The sequence below is a fragment of the Streptomyces sp. MGP-P1 genome (assembly GCF_057766565.1).
This window is the reverse complement of sequence record NZ_JBYMEM010000006.1, coordinates 1,278,800-1,305,272: the sequence shown is the minus strand read 5'-3', so window position 1 is coordinate 1,305,272 and position 26,473 is coordinate 1,278,800. Positions and strand designations below refer to the sequence as shown.

The window sequence follows — 26,473 nt, the reverse complement described above, 5'->3', positions numbered from 1 at the left end:
GTGTGCGCGATCAGAATTCGAAGCCGAGCTGGCCCCCGCTTTCGAGTGCGGCCGCCTCGGCGGAAAAACGGACCTTCTTCAGGTGCTGCCACCGGGGCAGCGCGTCCAGATACGCCCAGGAGAGGCGGTGATGGGCCGTGGGCCCCCGCTGCTCCAGCGCGGCCCGGTGCACGGGCGAGGGATACCCCGCGTTGGCACCGAAGGCGAAGTCGGCGCAGTCCTCGGACGCGGCGCCCAGCTCGGCCATCATCCGGTCACGGTGCACCTTGGCGATCACGGAGGCAGCCGCGACCGCGACACAGGACTGATCGCCCTTGATCACGGTACGGACCTTCCAGGGAACGCCCAGATAGTCGTGCTTGCCGTCGAGTATCACCGCGTCGGGGCGCACCGGCAGCCCCTCCAGGGCGCGCACGGCGGCGAGCCGGAGGGCGGCGGTCATTCCGAGGTCGTCGATCTCCTGCGGCGAGGCGTCGCCCAGCGCGTAGGCGGTGACCCAGCTCCGCAGCACGGGAGCGAGCTCGGCGCGTCGCCGGGGGTCAACAGCTTGGAATCGGTGAGGCCTTCGGGCGGTCGCCGCAGACCGGTGACCGCCGCGCACACGGTGACGGGTCCGGCCCACGCTCCGCGTCCGACCTCATCGACACCGGCGACGGTCCTGGCACCGGTGGTAGCGCGAAGTGAGCGCTCGACGGTGTGCGTGGGTGGTTCGTACGGCATGTCGCCAGCCAGCGTACGCCGAGAGCCTCGGCAACAACACCCCGGGGCGCCGTGCGTCCTGCGAATCAGTCGGCGAAGGCGGATCCGAGGTCCCGCCGACCTCCCTGGCCCGTGGGGCCGGACCCCCTGGAGCCGCGGGTGCGGCCCCCTGATCCCGTGAGCTCAAGGGGCCCGTCGGCTCAGTACGGGTCGTAGCCGTCGCCGTCCGGCCCGTATCCGTCCCGGGTCCCTTCCCTGCCCGCGCTGTAGCAGTCACGCGCGTCGCCCTTCACCGGGCGCTTCTCCAGGATCTCCCTCGCCCGCGCCTCTCCCCAGCTGGTCGCGTACCAGGGGGTGTCGGCGTCGAGGACGTCGTTCTGGATGATGCGCAGCGCACAGGAGCGTTCGGGTTCGGGCAGTCGGTCCAGGGCCGGTACGGCGTCGGCGGACAGGCCCTTGACGTAGTCGATGTCGATGGCCGTCGATCGGCTGTCCTCGAAGCGGCTGTCCTCGAAGCGCTGGACGTTCTGCTCGGCGATCAACCCGTCCGGTGAGAGCAGCCCGAAGGCCAGGACGCCGGCCGCCGCGCTCACCGCGATGGCCCGGGGCAGGAACCGGGCCCCGAAGACGCCTGCCGCCAGGACGAGGACCAGCACCACCCCGAGCCAGAGCTCCATCGCGGCCACGGATATTCGGAGCCTGGTCAGGCCGTACTCGTCGACGTACAGGTCCATGCGGCGCAGCGCCGAGGCGACCACGACGAGGGTGAGCACGCAGAGGGGGCCGAGGACCGACCGCACCAGGGTGCGGTCCCTGGTGCCGCCGCGCGGTGCCCAGCGCAGGGCCAGGGCGATCACGAGAAGAGTGAGCAGCGTGGCCCACAACAGCTGCCAGAAGCCCTGGCGGGCGTACTCGGCGTGGTTGAGTCCGGTCACGTCCCGGACCTTGTCGTAGCCGCCGAAGAGCACGACGAGCTGGAGGGTGATGAACGCGGCGAAGAGCAGGTTGAGGACGATCAGCGGAAGGGCCCATTCGGCCCGTCCCCGGGGTTTGCCGGGCCGTACGGTGATGCCGTCCCAGCGCACCGGGGCGGCCGCGGCGTGCGCGGCGGCGAGCGCGCCGGCCAGCCCGAGGGCGAAGAGGAAGATCCGCCACGGTCCCTCGCCGACCGAGGCGTCGGGCATGAGGCTGCCCAGCAGTTCGGCGAACGCGGCGTCCGCGCTGGCGAAGAGGGTTCCGAACACCACCAGCAGCACGAGGGCCACCACCGTGGTGCGCAGGGCGGCGCCCCAGCGCGCCCGGGAACCCTCGGCCCGTGCGCGTACCCCCCGCACGCCCCAGATGATGCCGGGGACGACCGAGTCGAACAGCCCCAGCGAGCCGATCAGCACCCCCAGCCAGCTGCGGCTGCCGTGCAGCGCGAGCGAGCCGAGCGCGAAGGCGGACACCACGGCGAGGAAGGTCGGCCAGCCGGCGTCCCGGAGTGCCGGCACCGCGAGCAGCGCGAGTCCTCCCACCGCCCAGGTCGCGGTCCAGGGCCGTAGCCGGCGGCCTGCCGCCCGGGCGGCGAAGAACGCGGCCAGGGCGGCGGGCACGGCCACGATCAGGAGGTTCACCCCGAGTCCGTCGCCCAGGAAGAGCGCGCTCAGGAGGGCGGTGGCCAGGACCGAGCCGAGCACGGCGGGACGGATCAGGGGCGGTGCGGGGGGCCGGATCCGGGCTGTCACATCATTGTCCTCGGCGGAGTGCGCCCCGGCGCCGTACTGCCAGGGGCTGCCCGGCGGTCCGGCTTTCCTGGTCGCCTGGGCCTGTTGGAGCGGGTCGCCGGAGGCCTGCGGCGGGGCCGGATCCCCCACCGCGGAGGGCCGTGCGGCATCGGCGGGCGGCGCACCGGCGGGCCGCGCCGCGGTCGGATCCGGTCGACGCTCCGGGATGCCGGCTGCCTCGGAGGCCGTCGGCGGTTCCGGTGGCCGGGGTGCCCTGGCCTTCTTCGGGTTCTCCGGCGGTCTGGACGCCTCGGACGGCTGATCGGACATGGGACCCCTCCCCCACCGGGTCCACGCGCGGCCCTGGGCCGTACACCTGTCCCGGCGTCTCATTCGGCGCACGCCCTCAAGATCAACGAGGGGCGGCGTGGCCGAAAGAGTAGTCCCGAACTCTCGTTCGCAGACACGCAGAGTGATCCTGTGGCAGGACCGTGACAGTGGGCCGCGCCCCCGGTTCAGGGGAGACGGGACGGAACCGGCGCGGTCAGCGCGGGAGCGGCGTCAGCCAGGCCGGGGGCTCCTCCGTCTGTGCCAGCCAGTCGGCCGGTGGCGCTCCGGCCTCGCCCGCCGCGACGACACCGCCGACGATGGCGCACGTCGTGTCGACGTCACCGCCGGCCTGGGCGGTGACCCAGAACGCCTGCTCGTACTCCCCGAGGCTCCTCGCCGCCGACCAGAGCGCGAACGGCACGGTGTCGTGGGCGCTGGTCCGGCGGCCGTTGCCGAGGACCGCGGCGACCGTCCCGGCGTCCCGGTAGTCCAGCATGTCGCGGGCCCGGCGCAGGCCCGCGCCGACGGCGCTGCGGGGCACCAGCGCGATGACGCCGTCGAGGAGGTCCTCGGGGCCCGGCGGCCCGCCGGGGGCGGCGGCGAGCGACGCGGCGGCGGCCACGGCCATGGCGCCGACGACGGCCTCGCGGTGCTGGTGCGTGGTGTACGAGGAGATCTCCGCCTGGTGCGTGGCCTGTTCCGGATCGTCCGCGTACCAAGCGCCGAGCGGGGCGATGCGCATCGCCGAACCGTTGCCCCAGGAGCCCTGGCCCTGGAACAGCGCCGAGGACAGCTCCCGCCAGTCGCCGCCCTCCCGTACGAGCCTGAGGAGCCGGTTGACGGCGGGACCGTAGCCCCGGTCGAAGTCGTGGTGCTCGGCGAAGGAGCGGGCGAGCGCGTCCTGGTCGACGCGGCCGTGGGCGCTGAGCACAGCCAGGACCGAGCAGGCCATCTCGGTGTCGTCGGTCCACTGCCAGGGCCCGGGCGGCAGGGCCCGCTGTTTCAGCAGGGGGTAGTTGGCCGGAACGAAGAACTGGGAGCCCAGGGCGTCTCCCACGGACAGCCCACGCAGGCTGGCCAGGGCGCGTTCGAGGCGCCGCGCGGAAGCAGAATCAGCGGTCATCGCCGTGCCACTCTATCCGGTGCGGCCGTACGGCTCGGGGGTCCGCCAGCTCTGGAAGGGCCGGTCGAGGGTGTAGCGGCCCCTCTCGCCCAGCAGCAGGGTCCGGGTCTCGCCGTTGCCCGGGTTGGACAGCGACTCGAACTCCGCGACCGACCAGTGGAACCAGCGCATGCAGAACAGCCTCATCGTCAGTCCGTGGGTGACCAGCAGGACGTTCTGCGGGTGGTCCGGCGCCTCGAAGCTCCGGTGCAGGCTCTCCAGGAACGCCCCGACCCGGTCGTAGACGTCGGCGCCGGACTCGCCCTGGGCGAAACGGTAGAAGAAGTGCCCGTAGGCGTCCCGGTAGGCCTTCTGCAGCCGTACGTCGTCCCGGTCCTGCCAGTTGCCCCAGTCCTGCTCGCGCAGCCGGGGCTCCTCGCGGACGCGGACGCGTTCCGGATCGAGGCCGAAGGCCCGGAACGTCTCGTGGGTGCGGCGGTACGGCGAGATGTAGACGCTCACCCGTTCCTCGCCGAACAGCTCGCGCAGCTCCTCCCCGGTCTCCCGGGCCTGCCGCAGACCTGTGGGGGTGAGCCGGAGCGCGTGGTCGGGCTCCCGCTCGTACACCGTGTCGTCGGCGTTGCCCTCGGACTCGCCGTGCCGGACGAGGACAATGCGCTGCGGTCGTGCCATGTCCCGACCATAGATCGGGTCGGGCCGACACGAGCGGTCGGGGCCCTCGGAGCACGGAGCGGGGACACACCGTCCAGGTCGGAGCGGGCACACCGTCCAGATCGGAGCGGGGTCACACCGTCCAGGAGGATTCCAGATCCACGACGTCTCCCGTCAGGGCGATCACGTCCGTCGCGGTCCCCGCACGGGCCGCCAGCCGCTCGGCCCCCGCCGCGCGGTACTTGCCTCGCTCGGCGCTCGACTTCCACAGGGACAGCGCCAGGAACTCGTTCCCGGGCGCCTCGCCGAACACGCCGCGCAGCATGCCGGGCGATCCGGCCATGGCGGGGTTCCACACCTGCTGCTGCATCAGCACGAAATGCTCGGCGCGCTCCTCGTGCACCCGGCTGTGCGCGACCCTGACGACGTCCGCCTCGGCGAAGTGGGGCTCGAAACCCGTCTTCACGTCGAAGCGGCGCTCGAAGAGCGTGACCTGCATGTCGCGGAACATGCCGGACTGCCCGGCCGCCAGCCGATCGTGCCCGCGGGCCATGAAGGAGTCGTAGAAGACGCGGTTCTCCCAGAACGCGAAGACGTGGGCGACACCGGGGCGCGTTCGGCTCCACCCGCCGCTCTGTCCTTGGAACCCCGGCTCGCCCAACAGCCCCGCCCACTTCCGCTGTCCCCGCTCGAAACCATGACGGTCCACCACGGAGCAGCGAATCCACTTCACCAGCACCGCGCCATCGTACGGCGCGGAACGTGGCACGCGTCACGGTCTAGGGGAGCGCCGCCCGGCCGGTCGTTCCGCCCGCGCACCGGGTCGCGGGGGCCGAAGGAGGCCGCAGCACCCGTGCCGGGGCCGGTCAGTGGCCCGAATCCGTCGCCCGTGACCGAAGCAGTTGGTTCCGGGGCCGGTTGCGTACATGATCGGGTGAATCGTGTATCAGGTGAGGGGAACGGCCCGTGGGCCGTCGGCCGGGAGGGAAGTCCCTTGAGCACTCCGAACAAGGACATCGAAAAGGTCGAGGTGCGGGTCAAATGGGACCCCAGTCCGCACGGGGCGGCGGCCAACGACCTCGACATCATCGCGGCCACCTACCCGGCCGGCGAGCCGTACGGCGCCCCCGCCTACCTGGTGCACTTCGACAGCCGCTCGCCGGACGGCACCATCACACTGAACCGGGACAGCCGGACCGGCCAGGGTTTCGGCTTCGACGAGGTCATGACCATCGAGCTGAACCGGCTGGCGGACACGTACGGGCGGGTGGTGGTCGGTGTCGCCATCCAACAGCGCGACGGTCGCAAGACCTTCGGCGACATAGGGAACACGGCGATGGAGATCCGCGAGGGCTACACGAGCCTGACCGAGAGCGACTTCTCCGACGTGGCGTGGGCCACCGCGGCGGTCGTCGGGGAGTTCACCCGCGACGGCTCGGGGCTCTGGGGCTTCCGGTCGGCCGTACGCGGCTTCGACGGCGCCCCCGACACGTTCGCGGCGGTGATGGGGAGCCGGGCCGCCGAAGGGTGACGTCGGTCAGTTCCGGCCAACCCGGCTCGGGCGTCGGCGACCCGCCGAAAGGGACCGGGGACATACCGAAAGGGGCCGGGGACGCACCAAGGGGACCGGCCGATGGCCGGTCCCCTTGGTGCCCAGCGGGTCAGCCGCGCGTCGGCGCGGTCCCGCCTCCGGTCAGCTGCAGCCGCTCGTCGAGCCGCAGCCCTCGCAGATGTAGCAGGAGCCGGCGCGCTGCATCTTCGTACCGCAGGAGAAGCAGAGCGGGGCGTCGGCGCTGATGCCGAGCTGCATCTCGACCAGTTCGGCCGAGGTGTGCGCCGTCTTCGGAGCGGGCTTCACGGCGGACTCCTCGGGAGCCGCCACCACCTTCAGCGGCTCGGCGCGGACCGGGGCCGACTGGGCCAGGCTGTCCGCGTCCACCCCGTCCGCCTCGAACGACGGCTCGTAGCTGCCGGTGTCCAGGTGGCGCTGGCGCTCATCGGCGGAGTGGATGCCGAGGGCCGAGCGGGTCTCGAAGGGCAGGAAGTCGAGCGCCAGGCGACGGAAGATGTAGTCGACGATCGACTGCGCCATCCGCACGTCCGGGTCGTCCGTCATACCGGCTGGCTCGAAGCGCATGTTGGTGAACTTCGAGACGTACGTCTCCAGCGGGACGCCGTACTGCAGACCGACCGAGACGGCGATGGAGAAGGCGTCCATCATGCCCGCGAGGGTCGAACCCTGCTTGGACATCTTCAGGAAGACCTCGCCGAGACCGTCGTCCGGGTAGGAGTTGGCGGTCATGTAGCCCTCGGCGCCGCCCACCGTGAAGGAGGTGGTGATGCCGGGACGGCCCTTGGGGAGGCGCTTGCGGACCGGGCGGTACTCGACGACCTTCTCGACCGCCGTGCGGATGGTCTCCTCGGCCTTCGCGGTGACCGCTTCCTTGTCCTTGGTCTTGGCGGAGAGGGGCTGGCCGACCTTGCAGTTGTCGCGGTAGATCGCGAGCGCCTTGACGCCCAGCTTCCACGCCTCGAAGTAGACCTCTTCGACGTCCTCGACGGTGGCCGTCTCGGGGAGGTTCACCGTCTTGGAGAGCGCGCCGGAGATCCACGGCTGGATGGCCGCCATCATCCGGACGTGGCCCATCGCGGAGATGGAGCGCTCGCCCATCGCGCAGTCGAAGACGCTGTAGTGCTCGGTCTTCAGGGCGGGGGCGTCGACCACGTTGCCGTTCTCGGCGATGTGGGCGACGATCGCCTCGATCTGCTCGGGCTGGTAGCCGAGGCGGCGCAGCGCCTGCGGCACCGTGCCGTTGACGATCTGCATCGAGCCGCCGCCGACCAGCTTCTTGAACTTGACCAGGGCGAGGTCGGGCTCCAGACCGGTGGTGTCGCAGGACATCGCGAGACCGATGGTGCCGGTGGGCGCGATGACCGAGGCCTGCGCGTTGCGGAAGCCGTTCTTCGCTCCGAGCCGGATGACGTCCTGCCAGGCCTCCGTCGCGGCGGCCCAGACCGGCGAGTCGAGGTCGTCGACGTGGACGGCCTTGGCGTTGGCGTCGGAGTGCTGCTTCATGACGCGCTGGTGCGGCTCGGCGTTACGGGCGTAGCCGTCGTACGGACCGACGACCGCGGCCAGTTCGGCGGAGCGGCGGTAGGAGGTGCCGGTCATCAGCGAGGTGATGGCGCCGGCCAGCGCGCGGCCGCCGTCGCTGTCGTACGCGTGACCGGTCGCCATCAGCAGGGCGCCGAGGTTGGCGTAGCCGATGCCCAGCTGACGGTAGGCGCGGGTGTTCTCGCCGATCTTCTGTGTGGGGAAGTCCGCGAAGCAGATCGAGATGTCCATCGCGGTGATGACCAGCTCGACCACCTTGGCGAAGCGCTCGGACTCGAAGGACTGGTGACCCAGGCCGTCGTCCTTGAGGAACTTCATCAGGTTCAGCGAGGCGAGGTTGCACGAGGTGTTGTCCAGGTGCATGTACTCGCTGCACGGGTTCGAGCCGTTGATCCGGCCGGACTCCGGGCAGGTGTGCCAGGCGTTGATGGTGTCGTCGTACTGGATGCCCGGGTCGGCGCACGCCCAGGCGGCCTCGGCCATCTTGCGGAAGAGGGACTTGGCCTTGACCTCTTCGATGACGTCGCCGGTCATCCGGGCGCGCAGCCCGAACTTGCCGCCCGCCTCGACGGCTTTCATGAACTCGTCGTTCACCCGGACCGAGTTGTTGGCGTTCTGGTACTGGACGGACGTGATGTCGTCGCCGCCCAGGTCCATGTCGAAGCCCGCGTCGCGCAGCGCGCGGATCTTCTCCTCCTCCTTGACCTTGGTCTCGATGAAGTCCTCGATGTCGGGGTGGTCGACGTCGAGGATGACCATCTTGGCCGCGCGGCGGGTGGCGCCGCCCGACTTGATCGTTCCGGCGGACGCGTCGGCGCCGCGCATGAACGAGACCGGGCCGGAGGCGTTGCCGCCGGAGGAGAGGAGCTCCTTGGAGGAGCGGATTCGGGAGAGGTTCAGGCCGGCGCCGGAGCCGCCCTTGAAGATCATGCCCTCTTCCTTGTACCAGTCGAGGATCGACTCCATGGAGTCGTCGACGGCCAGGATGAAGCAGGCGGAGACCTGCTGCGGCTGGGGCGTGCCGACGTTGAACCAGACCGGGGAGTTGAAGCTGAAGACCTGGTGCAGGAGGGCGTACGCCAGCTCGTGCTCGAAGATCTCCGCGTCCTCGGGCGAGGCGAAGTAGCTGTTGTCCTCGCCGGCCTTCCGGTACGTCTTCACGATCCGGTCGATCAGCTGCTTGAGACCGGTCTCGCGCTGCGGCGTGCCGACAGCTCCGCGGAAGTACTTGCTGGTGACGATGTTGACCGCGTTCACCGACCAGAAGTCGGGGAACTCGACGCCACGCTGCTCGAAGTTGATCGAGCCGTCGCGCCAATTGGTCATGACGACGTCACGGCGCTCCCACGCCACCTCGTCGTACGGGTGCACGCCGGGGTTGGTGTGGATGCGCTCGATACGCAGACCCTTGCTCCCCTTGGCGCCCTTGGTACGGGAACCTCGTGCCGGGCCGCTCGCCGTCTCTGTCATGCCGCCTCCCATATGTGGGCGAAAACGCCCTGAAGTGCCCAGATCTTCCCAGGCACAATGTGTGTCCGATGCTCCGGAAGCCGTACTCGGCAGCCGGAAGCACATCTCATGTCGCCCTGCCGCCGGTCCGCAGTCATGACGTCTGCGGCACGGGCGTCCCGGGCGGGTACCGCTCAGTCGGCGGCGATGGCGGGCGCGGGGACCTCAAGGGTCTCTCCGCTCCCGCGGTCCTCTGCGGAAGGCCGCTGCGTACGCAGTTCCACGATGGCGGCCTCGAAGTCTTCCAGGGAATCGAACGCCCGGTAGACGGACGCGAAGCGCAGGTACGCGACGAGGTCGAGTTCCTGCAGCGGGCCGAGGATGGCCAGCCCCACGTCGTGGGTGGTCAGCTCGGCGCTGCCGGTGGCGCGCACCGCCTCCTCGACCCGCTGGCCGAGCTTGGCGAGGGCGTCCTCCGTGACGGGTCGCCCCTGGCATGCCTTGCGGACGCCGGAGATGACCTTGGTACGGCTGAAGGGCTCGGTCACGCCGCTGCGCTTGACCACCATCAGCGAGCAGGTCTCCACCGTGGTGAAACGGCGGGAACAGTCGGGGCACTGCCGACGGCGACGGATCGACGTCCCGTCGTCGGTGGTGCGACTGTCGACGACCCTGCTGTCGGGGTGCCTGCAGAAGGGGCAGTGCATGGCTCCCAACCCTCCCTCACACTCACGACTGAATAGCCTCTTCAGGGCCTTGTCCGGGCCCTTGGAAGCAGTCCCCAGCATAGGCGATGACCACGGTGCGATTGAACCGCGACCACAACTTCTGGGCGACTGAAGCAATCCAACCACTAGATCTAGGGTTGGGTCGCGTTTTCGGCCCCATCGCGTGTCGCGCACCGGAACTGGCTCGGAGGCCGCCCGGGGGGAGCGTGGGCCAGAGAAGAGGGTACGGGAGACGCGGGACCGCCGAGCCGCCGGGGCTCCGGCGCACGGGCTCGGGTGAAAGACTTCGTCCGGCGCCGCGACGGGCCTCCACGGCACTTCCGCGTGACCTCTATCCTGTTGCTCATACACCTGTCGGTAGCAGTGCGGCACCCCTTTATTCGTTTTTCACTCGAACGTGTGTTTGGCGCAACCTTTCGAAAGCTACTACCGTTGTCCAGCTAGGGAGAACATTCGAGAGGGGCCGACGTGACCACCACCGCAGACAGTGCCACCATCACCGCCCGGGACCATCGCTCCCAGAGCCGACTTGAGCCGGTGCATGCCATGAATGACTCAGTCACGACCACGGACGGGCCCGAGCCCGCGCGCCCGGGACGTTCCATGCCCGGCAGGCCCCCCGGCATCCGGGCGGACAGCTCGGGGCTCACGGACCGGCAACGACGGGTCATCGAGGTCATCCGCGACTCCGTGCAACGGCGGGGGTACCCGCCCTCCATGCGAGAGATCGGTCAGGCGGTGGGCCTGTCCAGCACATCGTCCGTCGCCCATCAGCTGATGGCGCTGGAGCGCAAGGGCTTCCTCCGCCGGGACCCGCACCGGCCCCGCGCCTACGAGGTGCGCGGATCGGACCAGCCCAGCACCCAGCCGACCGACACGACGGGCAAGCCCGCCGCGTCCTACGTACCGCTGGTGGGCCGGATCGCCGCCGGTGGACCGATCCTCGCGGAGGAGTCCGTCGAGGACGTCTTCCCGCTCCCCCGCCAGCTCGTCGGCGACGGTGAGCTCTTCGTCCTGAAGGTCGTCGGCGACTCGATGATCGAGGCCGCGATCTGTGACGGCGACTGGGTCACCGTCCGCCGCCAGCCTGTCGCGGAGAACGGGGACATCGTCGCCGCCATGCTCGACGGCGAGGCGACGGTCAAGCGCTTCCGCCGGGAGGACGGTCACGTATGGCTGCTCCCTCACAACGCCGCGTACCAGCCGATCCCCGGCGACGAGGCGACCATCCTCGGCAAGGTGGTGGCGGTGCTGCGCCGGGTCTGAGAAACGCGTCGGTCACGACCGCCCGCCCCGGGATCCCTACCTAGGACGTCGATCATGACGTCGGTCCCGGGGCTTCGCCTTGCCCGGCCGGCCCCGTCGGGCGGCCGGGCGAACCCCGGGGGATCAGGCCTCGGCCGCCTTGGCCTGTGCGTCGATGGCGGCCAGTGAGCGGCGCGCCTGGTTCCGGTCGGTGGTGTACCAGAAGTCCGGCAGCGAGGCACGCAGATAGCTTCCGTACCGTGCGTTCGCGAGCCTTGGGTCCAGCACGGCGACGACACCCTTGTCGCCCGTGGCCCGGACCAGCCGGCCCGCGCCCTGGGCCATCAGCAGTGCGGCGTGCGTCGCCGCCACCGCCATGAAGCCGTTGCCGCCCGCCTCCTCGACCGCCTTCTGCCGTGCGCTCATCAGCGGATCGTCGGGGCGGGGGAACGGAATCCGGTCCATGACCACCAGCTGGCAGCTCGCTCCGGGGACGTCCACGCCCTGCCAGAGCGACAGGGTGCCGAAGAGGCAGGTCTCCGGGTCGGCGGCGAAGTTCTTGATCAGCTCACCGAGGGTCTCCTCGCCCTGGAGCAGGATCGGCCTGTCCATCCGCCCCCGCAGCTCCTCGGCCGCCGCCTTGGCCCCCCGCATGGAGGAGAACAGCCCCAGCGTGCGGCCGCCGGCCGCCTCCACCAGCTCGGCGAGCTCGTCCAGCATGTCCGTACGCGACCCCTCGCGCCCCGGGGTGTTCAGATGCCGGGCGACGTAGAGGATGCCCTGCTTCGGGTAGTCGAACGGGGAGCCGACGTCCAGCCCCTTCCACTGCGGGACGTCCTCGCCCGCCGTTCCCTCGGGGGCCAGCCCGAGGGACGCGCCCACCCCGTTGAAGTCTCCGCCGAGCTTGAGGGTGGCCGAGGTCAGCACCACGGACCGCTCGGCGAAGAGCTTCTCGCGCAGCAGCCCGGAGACGGAGAGCGGGGCGACCCGGACGGAGGCTCCGAACCGGTCGTGCTGCTCGTACCAGACGACGTCGTACTCGGAGCCCTGGGTGATGCGCTCGGCGACGCCGTGGATCGACTCGACCGAGGCCAGGGCCTGCTTGCGGACGGCGTTCTCGTCCTCGACCGACTTGTCCCGGGTGGCGCCGATGGCGGAGATCACCGTGCGTGCCGCGTCGCGCAGCGCCATCAGCGCGTACCCGAGGTCCTCGGGCACCTCCTCCAGGCGCCCCGGGGCGCCAGCTCCATGACCCGTTCGAAGCCCTCGGCGGCGGTCTGGAGGGCGTCGGCGGCCTTCTCGTTGACCAGCTTCGCCGCCCGGCGGACCGCGCGGTTGACCTGGGCGGGGGTGAGCTCGCCGGTGGCGACGCCGGTGACCCGGGAGACCAGCTCATGGGCCTCGTCGACGATCAGCACCTCGTGCGACGGCAGCACCGGCGCGCCCTCGATGGCGTCGATCGCGAGCAGCGCGTGGTTGGTGACGACCACGTCCGCGAGCTTCGCGCGCTCGCGGGCCGCCTCCGCGAAGCACTCCGCGCCGTACGCGCACTTCGTCGCGCCCAGGCACTCGCGCGAGGAGACCGAGATCTGCGCCCAGGCCCGGTCCGAGACGCCGGGGGTCAGATCGTCCCGGTCGCCCGTCTCCGTCTCGTCCGACCAGTCCCGCAGCCGCAGCAGGTCCTGGCCGAGCTTGCTGGACGGGGCCGCCGCCTCGAACTGGTCGAACAGTCCCTCCTCCTCGTCCTGCGGAACCCCTTCGTGGAGCCGGTGCAGGCAGAGGTAGTTCGACCGGCCCTTGAGCATGGCGAACTGCGGACGGCGGCGCAGCAGCGGGTGCAGGGACTCGACCGTACGCGGCAGGTCCCGCTCCACCAGCTGCCGCTGGAGGGCGAGGGTGGCGGTGGCCACGACGACCCGCTCCCCGTGCGCCAGGGCCGGCACCAGATAGCCGAGCGACTTGCCCGTACCGGTGCCGGCCTGGACGAGGAGGTGGGATTGGTCGTCGACGGCCTCGGCGACGGCTTCGGCCATGGTGACCTGGCCGGGCCTATCCGTACCGCCGACGGCGGTGACGGCGGCGTGCAGGAGCTCGGGGAGGGATGGCTTCGTCATAGCCCGACCACCCTACGGCGCGCCACTGACAACAGCGATCACTCCCGGACGCGGGCGGAGGGGTGCAACGGGTTGGGGACCATGCCGTGGATCGCCGCGTGCGGCCGGCTGGCACGGTCCCGGTAGCCGTCGACGAGCAGGCGGTTGCGGTTCAGGCAGAGGCGCTCGATCTCGGGGGTGAGCATGTCGAACAGCTCGAACCGCTCCTTCAGCTCCGGGAAGCGGGCGTGGTGGCGGACTATCTCCGCCCGGACGAGTGACCAGAACGCGTCCTCGGAGACGCCGAGCTGCTCCTCGCACAGGGGGGACAGATAGCGGAAGACGCCCACGAAGAGGCCGGAGTGGATGAACTGGGTGAGGAAGGACGGCTCCTCGGTGAGGAGGACCGCGCGCACCTCGTCGGGCATGCCGGCGTGCTCGGGCAGCGGGCGGGCGCTGACGTTGACGTCGTCGACGAAGTCCTTGATGGCGAGCCGTACGGGCACGTCCTCCTCGTCGAACACGACGATGGCGTTCTCGCCGTGCGGGGAGAAGACGGTTCCGTAGCGGTAGAGGAAATGCAGCAGGGGCGGCAGGAGCGCGGCGAAGAGCCGCTTCAGCCAGGCGTCCGGGGAGAGGCCGGAGCGCTCGACCAGCTCCGCGGTGAAGGCGCGGCCCGCCGGATCCGTATGGAGGAGGGAGGCGAGCGTGCGGGCCTTCTCGCCCGGCGCGAGACGGGGCGGCAGGGGCTCGCGCCAGATCGCGCCGAGGATCTCCTTGTACTGGTAGGGCGCTTCGGGGAGGTGGTCGTACAGCGGATGCTCCACGGCGACGGAGGCCACCTCGCCGAGGAGGACGACCCGACAGGTGTCGCGCAGGAACGGGTCGCCCTCGCACAATCCCTGGACCCAGGCGGTGACCGCGGGGGCGGCGAGGGTCCGCTCGGTCGGCAGGCCGCGCCAGACCAGGGTGTTGAGGATGGAGAGCGGGAGCTTCACGGTGTGCCGCTCGGGCCGTTCCACGTTCGCGAACGTGCGGATGGACTGCTGCGGGAGGCGGGCGTCCCCGTCGGTGTGCAGGGCCACGATGTCGCCGTCGGCGATGGCCGGGGCGAAGAGCGGCACGATCCACTCGTCCCACTGCCAGGGGTGTACGGGGAGGTAGAGGTAGTCCCGCGGGTCGTGCCCCCGGGCCCGCAGCACCTCGGCGAAGGCGTCCCGGACGTCGTGGTCGAGCTCGCCGGCGTACAGCTGCTCGGGGGTGCCGACGCGCCCCACGCCCCGGTACTGCGCGATGCGGGTGCTGACCGCGATCCACGGCAGCCGGAGCGGGCTGCGGGTCTCGGGGGTGAAACGGGCGGCGTCGGCGGCGGAGAAGCCGAGCCGCCCCTTGCTCGCGACCAGCCAGGGGTGGCCGGTCTGATGGCCTTCCAGCTCCGCGTAGTCCAGGGCGGCGAGCCGGTCCGCGGTGAGCGCGGTGTGGTCGAGCCGGGCGTCGGCGGACAGGGTCAGGGTCAGCTCGCGGATGAGGTGGCCCAGCGTCGTTCCGTCCAGTCCGAGGAGGACCCGGGCGCGGGTGAGGAACGTCAGCGGGTCGCGGAACGGCAGGGTGCCGGCGGCAGAGCCGTCGGGCCGCGCCCCGGCGCTCGCGGCGACGGGTGAGCCGTTGGCCCGGGCGGTCGGCGGTCCCGTCGTGACCTCGATCGAGTCGGGGTCGACGCGCCAGCTGCCATAGACGCCGCGCCGGGCCGTGAAGGCGAGGGCTCCCCCGTCGTCGAGGGTCAGCCGGTGGCGTCCGCCGGTCCCGGGCTGCGGGACGGGCTCGATGATCTTCTCGTAGGCGAACTCGCCGAGCATCTTGGCGAGGAGCCGTGCGGCGGCCCGGTCCCAGATCTGTCGGTTCAGCTCCGGAGGGCTGAACAGCTGCGGGGACTCGGCTGATTCACGGCTCGCGGGATATATCGGCACGGGGACTCCTCCGGATGGAACCTCTGAGGTTCGAGCGGTGTGGAAAGTGCGGCGAGTAAGTCACAGCTGGGCTCGGTGTGTTCGGTCGCGGATCATCAGCGCGGCGCGTTTGTCGGGGAGATCCACTTCGGCGGAGAAGCGGAAACCGGCGCTGAGGAAAGCGGATACGGAGGGGGTGTTGCGCAGGTCCGGCTCGGCGACGACCCGACCGCACCGCGGAAGGTTGTCCAGGACGAGGTCGGCGACGGCGCGGAGCAAGGCGGTGCCCACGCCCCGGCCACGGTTGTTCACGCCCCCGATGAGGAGATGGACGCCGGTGTCGTGGGGGCGGGCGGGGTAGTGGCGGGCCAGAGGGTCGAGGTCGGCGCGGTAGATCTCCCAGTAGCTCATGGGTGTGGAGTCGAGTACGCCCAGGCACGGGATGCTGCGTCCGTCCCCTTCGAGCTGGGTCCTGAGGTGGTCGGCGGTGACGGATTCGGGTCCGGCGAGCTCCCAGAAGGCCGCCACGGCAGGATCGTTCATCCAGCGGCTGACGAGGGCGAGATCACGCGCCGGCCGGACGGGGACGAGGGCGAACTCCCCCGCCGCGGTGGTCGCGGGCGGCCAGGCCCCCGGGTCGCCCAACAGCTCATGGGCGACCCGGGGCCCCGCCGCCTGGGCGCTTCGCTCTTCGGCGATCAGGGCGAGTAGCTCCTCGGTGAGCTCCAGGTCGAGGGTGTCCTCGACGCCGGCGCTGCCGTCCGCGCGGCTGTCGGACCGTTGGGCGCCGGTCCGTTCGACGGAGGCGTGGTCGGCCGGTGCGGCGTCGGATTCCGCTGAGGGTTCGGCGGGAGGCACGGTGGCGCTCTCCTCTCTGGACCGGGTGCGGTCGGTGGGCGTCCGGGGAGCGGGTGCGGTCGGAGTCTGCCCGGGGCGGTTGCGGCTCAGCTGTGCAGGGGGTTGGCGATGGTGACGTACACGGACTGGGTGTCGACCGGCCCGACCAGCTCGTCGAGGCCGTGGAGCCGGGTCAGCAGGTTGGCCTTGCAGCGCAGTTCGCGGTTCTCCAGGAGATACGCGGGCAGGGGCGAGCCCAGTTCCGCGGTCTCGGTGAGGAATCGGCGCAGGACGGTGAGGAGTTCCTGCTCGTCGCCCAGGCGCTGGGCGCCGAACGCCCCGATCAGGCCGAGGACGTTGTTGATGCCGAGGTAGTAGGCGAACCGTTCGTCGGTGACCGGGTCGGAGACGAACGTGTCGCTGACGGCGCCGATGCCGGGGAGTCGCTGTTCCAGCTCGTCCCGGCGGGAGTCGCGGAAGTAGTAGCCCTGGTTGTCCCGGTAGCGGCCGCCGACGGGCCAGCCGTCCGGGTCGAGGAGGACGAGGGTGTTCTGCTGATGGGCTTCGAGGGCGACTCCGCCGTGGGCGTCGAGCCAGAGGACGGGGCGCACGACGTGGTGCAGATAGCGGCGGAACCATTCGGTGGAGACGGCGTTGGCGCCGCAGCCGGTGCGGGCGGCCAGGCCGGCGACGACCTCGGCGAGCCGGGAGCGCATGCCGGGCCGGCCGGGCCGGGGGCGCTGCGCGGTGAGTCCCGCGATGCAGGCGGCGTCGTCGCCCGGGCCGAAGGGGTTGTGGCGGAGCATGACGTCGAGCCCCATGACGGATGCGCCCTCGGGGTCGTCGACGGCGAGCCAGGCGGGGTCCCGGACGACGTCGAAGCCGGGGTGCTCCCGCTGCCAGCGCTCGGCGAGTCCGGTCGACAGGAGGCGGTGGACCTCGACTCCCCGGTGCAGCTCCTTGCGGAGGTTCTCCCGGCGCGAGTTGGTGATGCGTACGCCGAGGGAGAGCTTGAGCATCACCCGTGCGTCGGGGCGGTGCACGGTGCGGATGGAGGAGGTGGGGTGCCAGTGCTCGCCGTGGGGGCCGAGGTCGTGGAGCAGGCCGGTGTCGGCGAGGGCGCGGACCTGGGGGCGGTGGAGCAGATCGGCGGCCTGCCAGGGGTGTACGGGGACGGCGACGGTGCCGGGGGGCAGGCTCAGCCCTTCGGCGTGCGGGGCGAGCAGTTCCTCGGCGGTGGCCGGACCGCCTTCGGTCCAGGCGGAGTCGGTGGCGATCAGCGCCCGGTCGACGGCGAACCAGTGGAGCGGGAAGGACCCGTGGAGCTCGGGCGAATAGCGACGGGACTCCGACTCGGAGAGGCCTTCGCGGCTCTTGGGCGTGGGGTGGAGGGGATGGCCGAGCAGCAGGGACTGTTCGGCGGTGAGGAAGAGGTCTGCCTCGGCGGGGTCCGCCGGGTTGCGCCGCCGCTGGTCGATGAAGTCGGCGGTGTGGCGTACGGAGTCGGCGACCCGGGCGACCAGATCGCCCGCGCCGCTCTCGCCGCCCTCACGGCCGATGAGGACGGCGACGGTGGGGGCGTCGGCGTGCGGAGCACCGGCGGGGGCGTTCTCCAGGACGGGTGCGCCGAAGCGGTGGGCCCCGGTGGCGGACCAGTAGCGGACGGGGACGAGCAGGGCGGTACCGCTGGCGGGGAAGGCGATGCGCAGGGTGTCGCCGTCGGGGCGGGGCAGGTCGCTCTCCCGGGTCCAGCACCGCAGGAGGCTCTCCGTGCCCGCCGCGTCGGCGGCCCGCAGCGGGTCCGGGTCGTCGAGGGCGTCGGGGCTCGGGCCCCGGCCCGCCCGGGTGCGGAGGTCCGGACCGGGCGGGTACGCGGCGGGGTCGGGATCGCGCGGGGATTTCTGGCGGGGCACGGTCGTCGCCTCGACCGTGCCGGGGGCGGCCGGTCCGTCCTGCCCTCGGTGCTGGGGGGTGCCGTGGCCGTCGGCCTCGGACGCGGGGGTGGGGTTCACGACGTTCTTCCTTGTGGGGATTCCGGGTTCAGGTGGTCGGCCCGGCGGTGGTCCGACGGTGCGGGGAGCGTGTCGCGGCTGCCAGCGCGTCGGCGAGACGGTCGACGACGGCACTGGCCTGCTCGTCGGTGAGGGTGAGGGGCGGAAGGAGGCGGACCACGGCGTCGTGGCGGCCGCCCAGTTCGACGATGAGGCCGCGTCGCAGACATTCCTGCTGGACGGCGAGGGCGAGCGCCGGATCGGGCGGCGGGGCTGGGTGGTCGTCGCCCGCCTCGGCGGGCAGGGGCGCGCGCTCGGGATCCACCAGCTCCATACCGATCATCAGTCCACGCCCCCGTACGTCACCGATTCCCGGGTGGTGTGCCTGCAGCTCCCTCAGACGGGCGAGCATCCGGGCCCCCAGGACCGCAGCGCGGTCCGCCAGTTGGTTCTCCCTGACGTACGCGAGCGTGGCCGCGCCCGCCGCCATGGCGAGTTGGTTGCCACGAAACGTACCCGCGTGGGCGCCCGGCTGCCAAAGATCCAGTTCAGCGCGGTAGACGATCACGGCGAGGGGCAGGGAGCCGCCGATCGCTTTGGAGAGGACCATGACGTCGGGCATGACGCCGCTGTGCTCGACGGCCCAGAAGGCGCCGGTCCTGCCGACCCCGGTCTGCACCTCGTCGGCGATGAGGGGGATGGATCGGTCCTCGGTGATCCGGCGCATGCGGCGCAGCCAGGAGTCGGGGGCGGGGTTGACGCCGCCCTCGCCCTGGACCGGCTCCACGATCATTCCGGCGGGGGCCGGAACCCCGCCCTTGCGATCGTCCAGCAGATGTTCGGTCCAGCGGGCGGCGAGCGCCGCGCCGCGCTCGCCGCCGGTCCCGAACGGACAGCGGTAGTCCTGCGGGAAGGGCAGCCGGGTCACCCGTACGTCGGTGGCGCCGCCGGAGGCCGCCAGGGCCCCGGCGGTCATGCCGTGGTAGGCGCCGGTGAAGGTCAGCAGGCCGGTGCGCCCGGTCGCGGCGCGGACCAGTTTGAACGCGGCCTCGACGGCGTCCGTGCCGGCGGGGCCGCAGAACTGGATGCGGGCGTTGTCGGCGAACTCCCGCGGCAGGGTGGAGAACAGCTCGGTGGTGAAGTCGTCCTTGACCGGGGTGGCGAGGTCCAGCACGTGCAGGGGTGCGCCGGAGTCGATGACCTTCCGGATGGCTTCGAGCACGACGGGGTGGTTGTGCCCGAGGGCCAGTGTGCCGGCGCCCGACAGACAGTCGAGGTAGCGGCGTCCGTCCGCGCCCTCGATGGTGAGCCCGCGGGCGCGCACCGGGACGATCGGCAGGGACCGCGCGTAGGTGCGGGCCGCCGATTCGCGCGAGTTCTGGCGGCGGAGAATCCCCTCGTGTGCGGAGGGCGGCGGCGTCACCGGTGCGGGTTCGGTCACGGACACGGCTCTTGATCCTCCTGCGGTAACAGTTGCGTTGCACGTCGGTACGTTTTCGCGTGGACGCACCGAGGGCGTGAACGCTGTCCTGGTGTCCCCCGTACGTACCAACGACGCCGTCCGCGATGGATCACGGGTGAATCGGAGCATCCTGGCGGCGACGGAACCGCGGACCTGCCGCGTACCGTCACCATCGGCACCGGCATAGTGGGGGCCGCACAACGGCGGGGAAGCACCTGCTCCGGCGCCCGAAGTGTCCGCAATGCAGCACGAGTACCGAGTGACGAAGTCCCAGGGGGATCACGAGATGCGACCCATTCGCCCGACCGATACCGCACGGCGCGGGAGGCGCGCACGGCGCATGCCCTCCACCGCGCTCGCCGCGACCGCCGTCGCCGCCGTACTGGCGCTCACCGCCACGGCGTGCGGTCCGGAGGAGGACAACGCGGGCGGTACGCCCAGCGCCTCGGCCGACCAGTCGTCCGACGGCAAGGTCGTCATCCCGGACGACCTCAAGAACCGTCTCAAGGAGCACGGGATCGACCCCGACAAGTGGCGGGACGGGGAGTGGAAGAACTGGGACAAGGACAAGTGGCTGCGTGAGGCCAAGGACTTCGTCAACCCGATCATCGACGGCCTGTGGGACCCGGACCGGATGCGGGAGGCCGACAAGCCCCCGGAGAACCCGGTCGACGACGACATCTCCGGCGACGACGGCGTGACGGACCCGACGCCGGTCCCGGTCCGGGCCGCCGGTGTCGCGACGCCGTACCACGACAACGCCCCGGAGTCCGGGAAGCTGCTCTTCGACGGCCCGCAGGGCTCGATGGTCTGTTCCGCGACCGTGGTGAAGGACCCGGCGAACCCCGGCAAGTCCAACATGGTGTGGACCGCCGGGCACTGCGTGCACGCGGGCAAGAAGGGCGGTTGGTACCGCAACATCGCCTTCGTCCCGGCGTACAACAACGACGGACTGTCTCTCGCCGAGCTGGAGACCGCGCCGAAGGAGAAGATCGCTCCCTACGGTGTGTGGTGGGGTCAGTGGGCCCAGACCTCCGAGCAGTGGATCGCCCAGGGCGCGGCCGTCGGCGGCCAGGGCGCCCCGTACGACTTCGCGGTGCTGCATGTCACGCCGGAGAAGGGTGCGGGCGGCAAGTCGCTGGAGGAGACGGTCGGTTCGGCCCTGCCGGTCGAGTTCAACGCTCCCGCCGTGCCGGAGATCGACGCCATGACGGCGACGGGTTACCCGGCCGCGCCGCCGTTCGACGGTCAGAAGCTGCTCCAGTGCGAGGACAAGCCGGGTCGGCTCTCCGTCTTCCAGGACCAGCCCACGATGTACCGCGTCGGCTGCACGATGACCGGCGGTTCCTCCGGCGGCGGCTGGGTCGCGGCCGGGCGGGACGGCAAGCCCGCCCTGGTCTCGAACACCTCGATCGGCCCGGTCACCGCGGGCTGGCTGGCCGGGCCCCGGCTCGGCAAGGAGGCCGAGGGCATCTACCGCGCGGTGAGCGAGAAGTACGCGGGCCAGTAGGTCGCACGCCGAAGGCCCGGCCCTCCCGGATCTCTCCGGAGGGGGCCGGGCCTTCGGCTTGTCGCGGCTGTACGGCTGTCAGTGCGCGGCGGGGACGAAGGTCCCGAGCTCCGCGGCCAGCTCCTCGTGGACCTGGGCCTTGAGCAGGGTGCCCTCGGCGGTGTGCTCCTCGGAGAGCACCTCGCCCTCGGCGTGCACCCGGGAGACCAGAGCCCCCTGGATGTACGGCACGAGCACCTCGATCTCGACGGACGGCCGGGGCAGCTCGGCGTCGATGAGCGCGAGCAGCTCGTCGATTCCGGCGCCGGTCCTGGCCGAGACCGTGATGGCGTGCTTCTCGTTGCGCAGCAGCCTCTGGAGGACCAGCGGGTCCGCCGCGTCCGCCTTGTTGATCACGACGATCTCGCGTACGTCCACCGCGCCGACGTCCCGGATCACCTCGCGCACCGCGGCGAGCTGCTCCTCCGGCACCGGGTGGGAGCCGTCCACCACGTGGAGGATGAGATCGGACTCGCCGACCTCCTCCATGGTGGAGCGGAACGCCTCGACCAGGTGGTGCGGCAGATGCCGGACGAACCCGACGGTGTCGGCCAGGGTGTAGATGCGGCCGCTCGGCGTCTCGGCCCGGCGGACGGTCGGGTCCAGGGTGGCGAACAGGGCGTTCTCCACCAGGACACCGGCCCCGGTCAGGCGGTTGAGCAGCGAGGACTTGCCCGCGTTGGTGTATCCGGCGATGGCGACGGAGGGCACCTTGTTGCGCTTGCGCTCCTGCCGCTTGATCTCGCGGCCGGTCTTCATCTCCGCGATCTCCCGGCGCATCTTCGCCATCTTCTCGCGGATCCGTCGCCGGTCCGTCTCGATCTTGGTCTCACCGGGACCACGGGTGGCCATGCCGCCACCGCCGCTGGAACCACCGCCGCCCATCTGACGGGAGAGCGACTGACCCCAGCCGCGCAGGCGAGGCAGCATGTACTGCATCTGGGCCAGCGAGACCTGCGCCTTGCCCTCACGGGACTTGGCGTGCTGGGCGAAGATGTCGAGGATGAGGGCGGTCCGGTCGACCACCTTCACCTTGACGACGTCTTCCAGGTGGATCAGCTGGCCCGGGCTCAGCTCACCGTCGCAGACGACGGTGTCGGCACCGGACTCGAGCACCATGTCACGGAGCTCCAGCGCCTTGCCCGAGCCGATGTAGGTGGCCGGGTCCGGCTTGTCGCGCCGCTGGTACACCGCGTCCAGCACCTGTGCGCCCGCCGTTTCGGCGAGTGCGGCGAGCTCCGCGAGGGAGATCTCCGCGTCACGCACCGTCCCCGAGGTCCAGACACCCACCAGCACCACGCGCTCCAGGCGCAGCTGGCGGTACTCGACCTCGGTGACGTCCTCGAGCTCCGTGGAGAGACCGGCCACGCGTCGCAGCGCGGCACGCTCGGAGCGGTCCAGCTGGTCGCCGTCCCGCGCTCCGTCGATCTCCTGGCTCCAGGCGACGTCCTCTTCCATCAGGGCGTCGGCCCGAAGGCTCTCGGTGAGGCTCTCGGTCGCGTTCTCCGTGGCGCTCTGCGCGTTCTGCGCGTCCTGGGGAAGGGAAGAAGAGGAGGTCATTGGATCCTTACGTCGATAGAAGTCGTTACGTCAGTCACAACGTGTGATCTTCCCGGATGATTCCCTGCCGGGAACTCCGGTGCGGTCCGCCGCGCCGACGCGTCGATAGTGGCACGGCTCCGCCGGGCTCGTCACGCGGGTTTCGCGCTGCTCCAGTCGGGGTGGCCCGGCATCGGCGGGGTCTTCTCGCCGTACAGCCAGCCGTCGAAGAAGGCGGACAGGTCCCGTCCCGCGATGCCGGACGCCAGCCGGGTGAAGTCCGCGGTGGTCGCCGTGGAGTCCCGGTGCACCCGGACCCAGGTGCGCTCCAGCCGGTCGAAGGCGGCCTCGCCGATCTCCTGGCGCAGGGCGTAGAGCACCAGGGCGCTGCCGTCGTACATGACGGGCCGGAACAGGCTGAGCTTCTGCCCCGGGGCCGGGCCGTCCGGGTGCGCCGGAGGGCCGCCGTCCGCGCGCCAGCCGTCGGAGAGCTTGTACGCCTCACGCATCCGTCGCTCCAGGGTCCCGCCGCCGTTCTCCTCGGCGTACCGGGCCTCGTACCAACTGGCGTGTCCTTCGTTGAGCCACAGGTCGGACCAGCTCGCGGGCGAGACGCTGTCGCCGAACCACTGGTGGGCCAGCTCGTGGACCATCACCGAGTCGACGTACCACTCCGGGTAGCCGGGCTCGGTGAAGAAGGACTTCCCGAACAGCGACAGCGTCTGGGTCTCCAGGGCGAAGCCGATGGGGCTGTCGGCGACGAGCACCCCGTACGTCTCGAAGGGGTAGCGGCCGACCTGCTCCTCCATCCACTCGATTTGGGCGGGGGTCTTCTTCAGCCAGGGCTCCAGCTTCTTCCGATCGGCGGCCGGGACGACGTCGCGCACCGGCAGTCCGTGGGGGCCGGTGCGGTGCAGGACGGCGGAGCTGCCGATGGAGACCTGGGCCAGTTCGGTCGCCATGGGGTGCTCGGTGCGGTAGGTCCAGGTGGTCGTGGCCCCGCGCCGGGTCTTCCCCGCGGGCAGGCCGGCCGCGACCGCCGTCAGCTTCTCGGGGGCGGTGATCCGGAAGGTGAAGTACGCCTTGTCGGACGGGTGGTCGTTGCCGGGGAAGACCCGGTGGGCGGCGTCGGCCTGGTTGGCCATGGCGAGGCCGTCGGCGGTGCGGACCCAGCCGCCGTCGTCCCCGGATCCGCCCGGGTCGCTGGTGTGCCGGACGGTGATGTTCAGCGGTACGCCCGCGGGGAGGCGGCGGGGGGCCTGAACGACCAGGTCCTCGCGCTTGCTGCCGAAGTCGGCGGCCAGTCCGTTGACCTCGACCCCGTGGACGGCGCCCCGGGCGAAGTCGAGGTTGATCCGGTCCAGCGGAGCGGTGGTGCGGGCCCTGATCTTCGTGACGGCGTCCAGGGGCTTGGTGTTGCTGCCGTGATACGTGAAGGCGATGTCGTACGCGAGGACGTCGTATCCGGGGTTCCCCAGCTCGGGGAAGAGCCGGTCGCCGATGCCCAGGGGCTCGGGGGTGGGCAGGGTGGCGGCGACGAGGGTGGCCGAGGCGGTCGCCAGCAGGGCGGCGCGCAGGCGGCGGGAGAGGAGCGGCATGGACTACCGCTATCAGCGCGTCGCCGCCCGGCCGGGGAGCCGCGCGCCGCGCCACTCGAACGAGAACGCGTCACCGGCGGGAGGAGCGGTGCAGCCAGCGGGGAGGCACCGCGCCGGGCGCGGGCCGTTTCCGGGGCTTCCGGGCTTCCTCGCTTCCGGGGCTGCTCAGCCGGCGGAGGCCGGGGCCGGGTGCTGGGCGCGGCTGACGTCGTAGACCCCGGCGACCTCGCGCATGGCACGCATCAGAGCGGGAAGGCCCGCCGCGTCGGGGAGCTGGAGGGTGTAGGTGTGGCGGACGCGCTGCTCGCTGGGCGGTTCCACGGTGGCGGAGACGATCGCCGCCTCGGCGGTGGCGATGGCCTCGGTCAGGTCGGCGAGGAGCCGGGGGCGGCCGAAGGACTCGGCGACCAGGGTGACCCGGCAGCCCGCGTCGGTTTCCCGGTCCTCCGCGTCGGCCCAGCGGGCCCCGACCGGGGCGCGGCCGATCTCCTGCATGGCGGCCACGGCGGGGCACTCGCGGCGGTGCACGGTGACCGTGCCACCGCGGACGGTGAAGCCGGTCAGCTCGTCGGGGGGCACCGGCGTGCAGCAGCCGGCGAGGCGCACCGGCGCGTCCGGCCCGTCGACGACGACGCCGGTGGCGCGGGGCCCGGACCGGGTGCGCGCCGGCGCTGTGGCCTGGGCGTCGCGCCCCGGGGCGGCGGGCACGGCCGGGCCGGGTCCGCCCGCCTCCACGGACGTCATCGTCGAGGGGGCGGGCTTCGCCTCGTCGGGGTGGTCGGTGAGCCAGCCGGTGATCGCGATCCGGGCGGTGGGGGTGCGCGCGTGGTCGAGCCAGTCGGGCGAGGGACCGGACGCGGTGTCCTGGGCCAGCAGCAGCTGCACGGTGTCGCCGTCGCTGAGGACGGTGCTCAGGGTGGCGAGGCGGCCGTTGACCCGGGCCCCGATGGAGGTGTGCGCCCGGTCGCCGAACTGCGCGTAGGCGGCGTCGACGCAGCTGGCCCCGGCGGGCAGCCCGAGGGTGCCTCCGTCGGTGCGGAACACGGTGATCTCGCGGTCCTGGGCGAGATCGTCGCGCAGGGTGGTCCAGAAGGTGTCGGGGTCGGTGGCGGACTCCTGCCAGTCCAGCAGCCGGGAGAGCCAGCCGGGCCGGGTGGGGTCGGCGCGCTCGTCGGACGGCTCGCTCTGCGGGGTGGCGGCGTGGTCCTGGGCGTACGGGTTGCCCAGCGCGACCACGCCCGCCTCGGCGACCTTGTGCATCCGGTGCGTGCGGATGAGGACTTCGGCGACGGCGCCTCCGGGGCCGACGACCGCGGTGTGCAGCGACTGGTACAGGTTGAACTTGGGAGCGGCGATGAAGTCCTTGAACTCGGAGATCACCGGAGTGAAGCAGGTGTGCAGTTCGCCGAGGACGGCGTAGCAGTCGGCGTCCTCGGCGACGAGGACGAGCAGGCGGCCGAAGTCGGTGCCCCGCAGTTCGCCGCGTTTCCCGCGGACCCGGTGCACGGAGACGAAGTGGCGTGGTCTGATGAGGACTTCGGCGGTGATGCCCGCGTCACGCAGGGTGCCCCGTACGTTGTCGGCGATGGTGTCGAGGGGGGCGCCCTGGCCTTCCGCGGCGGCGATCAGGGCGCGGGTGCGCTCGTACTCCTCGGGGTGCAGGATCGCGAAGACCAGGTCCTCCAGCTCGGTCTTGAGCGCCTGCACGCCGAGCCGTTCGGCGAGCGGGATGAGGACGTCCCGGGTGACCTTGGCGATCCTGGCCTGCTTCTCGGGGCGCATCACGCCGAGGGTGCGCATGTTGTGCAGCCGGTCCGCGAGCTTGATCGACATGACCCGGACGTCGTTGCCGGTGGCGACGAGCATCTTGCGGAAGGTCTCCGGTTCGGCGGCGGCGCCGTAGTCGACCTTCTCCAGCTTCGTCACGCCGTCGACGAGATAGCAGACCTCGTCGCCGAACTGCTCGCGTACCTGGTCGAGCGTCACTTCCGTGTCCTCGACGGTGTCGTGGAGCAGGGAGGCGGTGAGGGTGGTGGTCTCGGCGCCGAGCTCGGCGAGGATCAGGGTGACGGCCAGCGGATGCGTGATGTACGGCTCGCCGCTCTTGCGCATCTGGCCGCGGTGCGAAGACTCCGCGAGGACGTAGGCCCGGCGCAGGATGGTCAGGTCGGCGTCGGGGTGGTGGGCGCGATGCGCCTCGGCGACATGCCCGATGGCGTCGGGCAGCCGGTCGCGGGAGACCGGGCCCCGCAGTGCCACCCGGCCCAGTCTGCGCAGATCGATCCGGGGGCGGCTCCGCCTGCGTAGGGGAGCGCCCGGATCGGCGGCCTCTGCACTCATGGGCACCTCCGGCGACGTCGACCGGCGCTGGGGAGGGGCGGATGCCCCTCGGGACCGGTGCTTGATGCTATC

At 71.6% G+C, this 26,473-nt stretch carries 16 protein-coding genes and 2 pseudogenes; 3 read left to right on the top strand and 15 right to left on the bottom strand.

Features of this window, described 5'->3' with window-relative positions; genetic code table 11:
- Positions 1 to 10: 10 nt before the first annotated feature.
- From rnhB to AC3CH1_RS21510, 5 genes and pseudogenes are all read right to left on the bottom strand, one after another.
- A pseudogene (gene rnhB, locus AC3CH1_RS21530) lies at positions 11 to 720 on the bottom strand (ribonuclease HII).
- A 179-nt stretch (positions 721 to 899) separates the two neighbouring features.
- Complete coding sequence (locus AC3CH1_RS21525) at positions 900 to 2,735, bottom strand: DUF4153 domain-containing protein (protein WP_488464378.1); 1,836 nt, start codon at positions 2,733 to 2,735, stop codon at positions 900 to 902.
- A gap of 214 nt (positions 2,736 to 2,949) precedes the next feature.
- Entirely contained in the window at positions 2,950 to 3,858 is a 909-nt protein-coding gene (locus AC3CH1_RS21520) for an ADP-ribosylglycohydrolase family protein (protein ID WP_488464377.1), read from the bottom strand.
- A gap of 12 nt (positions 3,859 to 3,870) precedes the next feature.
- Positions 3,871 to 4,530, bottom strand: coding sequence for a histidine phosphatase family protein (locus tag AC3CH1_RS21515; protein ID WP_488464376.1), 660 nt, complete (start codon positions 4,528 to 4,530; stop codon positions 3,871 to 3,873).
- Positions 4,531 to 4,642: 112 nt separating this feature from the next.
- On the bottom strand, positions 4,643 to 5,248 hold the full coding sequence (locus AC3CH1_RS21510; RefSeq protein WP_488464375.1) for a YdbC family protein: 606 nt from the start codon (positions 5,246 to 5,248) through the stop codon (positions 4,643 to 4,645).
- Between the two features lie 255 nt (positions 5,249 to 5,503).
- On the opposite strand from AC3CH1_RS21510, the gene AC3CH1_RS21505 reads away from it, so the two are divergent.
- Entirely contained in the window at positions 5,504 to 6,040 is a 537-nt protein-coding gene (locus AC3CH1_RS21505; RefSeq protein ID WP_488464374.1) for a TerD family protein, read from the top strand.
- A gap of 162 nt (positions 6,041 to 6,202) precedes the next feature.
- Here the strand turns inward: AC3CH1_RS21505 and AC3CH1_RS21500 are convergent, their stop codons facing one another.
- Both AC3CH1_RS21500 and nrdR read right to left on the bottom strand, forming a co-directional pair.
- Complete coding sequence (locus AC3CH1_RS21500) at positions 6,203 to 9,094, bottom strand: vitamin B12-dependent ribonucleotide reductase (RefSeq protein ID WP_488464373.1); 2,892 nt, start codon at positions 9,092 to 9,094, stop codon at positions 6,203 to 6,205.
- A 173-nt stretch (positions 9,095 to 9,267) separates the two neighbouring features.
- Positions 9,268 to 9,780 (bottom strand): transcriptional regulator NrdR, encoded by a 513-nt coding sequence (gene nrdR, locus AC3CH1_RS21495; protein ID WP_018962021.1) that lies wholly within the window; start codon positions 9,778 to 9,780, stop codon positions 9,268 to 9,270.
- A 489-nt stretch (positions 9,781 to 10,269) separates the two neighbouring features.
- Here nrdR and lexA point away from each other — a divergent pair, with 489 nt between their 5' ends.
- Positions 10,270 to 11,067: a transcriptional repressor LexA gene (gene lexA / locus AC3CH1_RS21490; RefSeq protein ID WP_069743322.1), complete on the top strand. Its 798-nt coding sequence runs from the start codon at positions 10,270 to 10,272 to the stop codon at positions 11,065 to 11,067.
- A gap of 123 nt (positions 11,068 to 11,190) precedes the next feature.
- On the opposite strand, the pseudogene AC3CH1_RS21485 reads toward lexA, so the two are convergent.
- The 5 genes and pseudogenes from AC3CH1_RS21485 to AC3CH1_RS21465 all read right to left on the bottom strand — a co-directional run bounded on the left by AC3CH1_RS21485 (position 11,191) and on the right by AC3CH1_RS21465 (position 19,360).
- Positions 11,191 to 13,160, bottom strand: a pseudogene (locus AC3CH1_RS21485) (ATP-dependent DNA helicase).
- A 38-nt stretch (positions 13,161 to 13,198) separates the two neighbouring features.
- A complete protein-coding gene (locus tag AC3CH1_RS21480; protein WP_488464372.1) occupies positions 13,199 to 15,106 on the bottom strand; it encodes an IucA/IucC family protein in 1,908 nt (635 codons plus the stop codon).
- 60 nt (positions 15,107 to 15,166) lie between these two features.
- The gene (locus tag AC3CH1_RS21475; protein WP_488464371.1) at positions 15,167 to 15,943 is read right to left on the bottom strand and encodes a GNAT family N-acetyltransferase; all 777 of its coding nucleotides are present in this window, start codon (positions 15,941 to 15,943) and stop codon (positions 15,167 to 15,169) included.
- An 86-nt stretch (positions 15,944 to 16,029) separates the two neighbouring features.
- Positions 16,030 to 17,934: an IucA/IucC family protein gene (locus AC3CH1_RS21470; protein ID WP_488464370.1), complete on the bottom strand. Its 1,905-nt coding sequence runs from the start codon at positions 17,932 to 17,934 to the stop codon at positions 16,030 to 16,032.
- 28 nt (positions 17,935 to 17,962) lie between these two features.
- Positions 17,963 to 19,360, bottom strand: coding sequence for a diaminobutyrate--2-oxoglutarate transaminase family protein (locus AC3CH1_RS21465; protein WP_488464369.1), 1,398 nt, complete (start codon positions 19,358 to 19,360; stop codon positions 17,963 to 17,965).
- 355 nt (positions 19,361 to 19,715) lie between these two features.
- Between AC3CH1_RS21465 and AC3CH1_RS21460 the strand changes: the two genes are divergently transcribed.
- Positions 19,716 to 20,885, top strand: a complete 1,170-nt coding sequence (locus tag AC3CH1_RS21460) for a trypsin-like serine peptidase (protein WP_488464368.1) — start codon at positions 19,716 to 19,718, stop codon at positions 20,883 to 20,885.
- A gap of 78 nt (positions 20,886 to 20,963) precedes the next feature.
- Here AC3CH1_RS21460 and hflX read toward each other — a convergent pair whose 3' ends face one another.
- The 3 genes from hflX to AC3CH1_RS21445 all read right to left on the bottom strand — a co-directional run bounded on the left by hflX (position 20,964) and on the right by AC3CH1_RS21445 (position 26,401).
- Entirely contained in the window at positions 20,964 to 22,484 is a 1,521-nt protein-coding gene (gene hflX / locus AC3CH1_RS21455) for a GTPase HflX (protein ID WP_361881464.1), read from the bottom strand.
- 131 nt (positions 22,485 to 22,615) lie between these two features.
- Entirely contained in the window at positions 22,616 to 24,061 is a 1,446-nt protein-coding gene (locus AC3CH1_RS21450; RefSeq protein ID WP_488464367.1) for a M1 family metallopeptidase, read from the bottom strand.
- A 165-nt stretch (positions 24,062 to 24,226) separates the two neighbouring features.
- Positions 24,227 to 26,401: a RelA/SpoT family protein gene (locus tag AC3CH1_RS21445; protein WP_488464366.1), complete on the bottom strand. Its 2,175-nt coding sequence runs from the start codon at positions 26,399 to 26,401 to the stop codon at positions 24,227 to 24,229.
- Positions 26,402 to 26,473 lie beyond the last annotated feature (72 nt).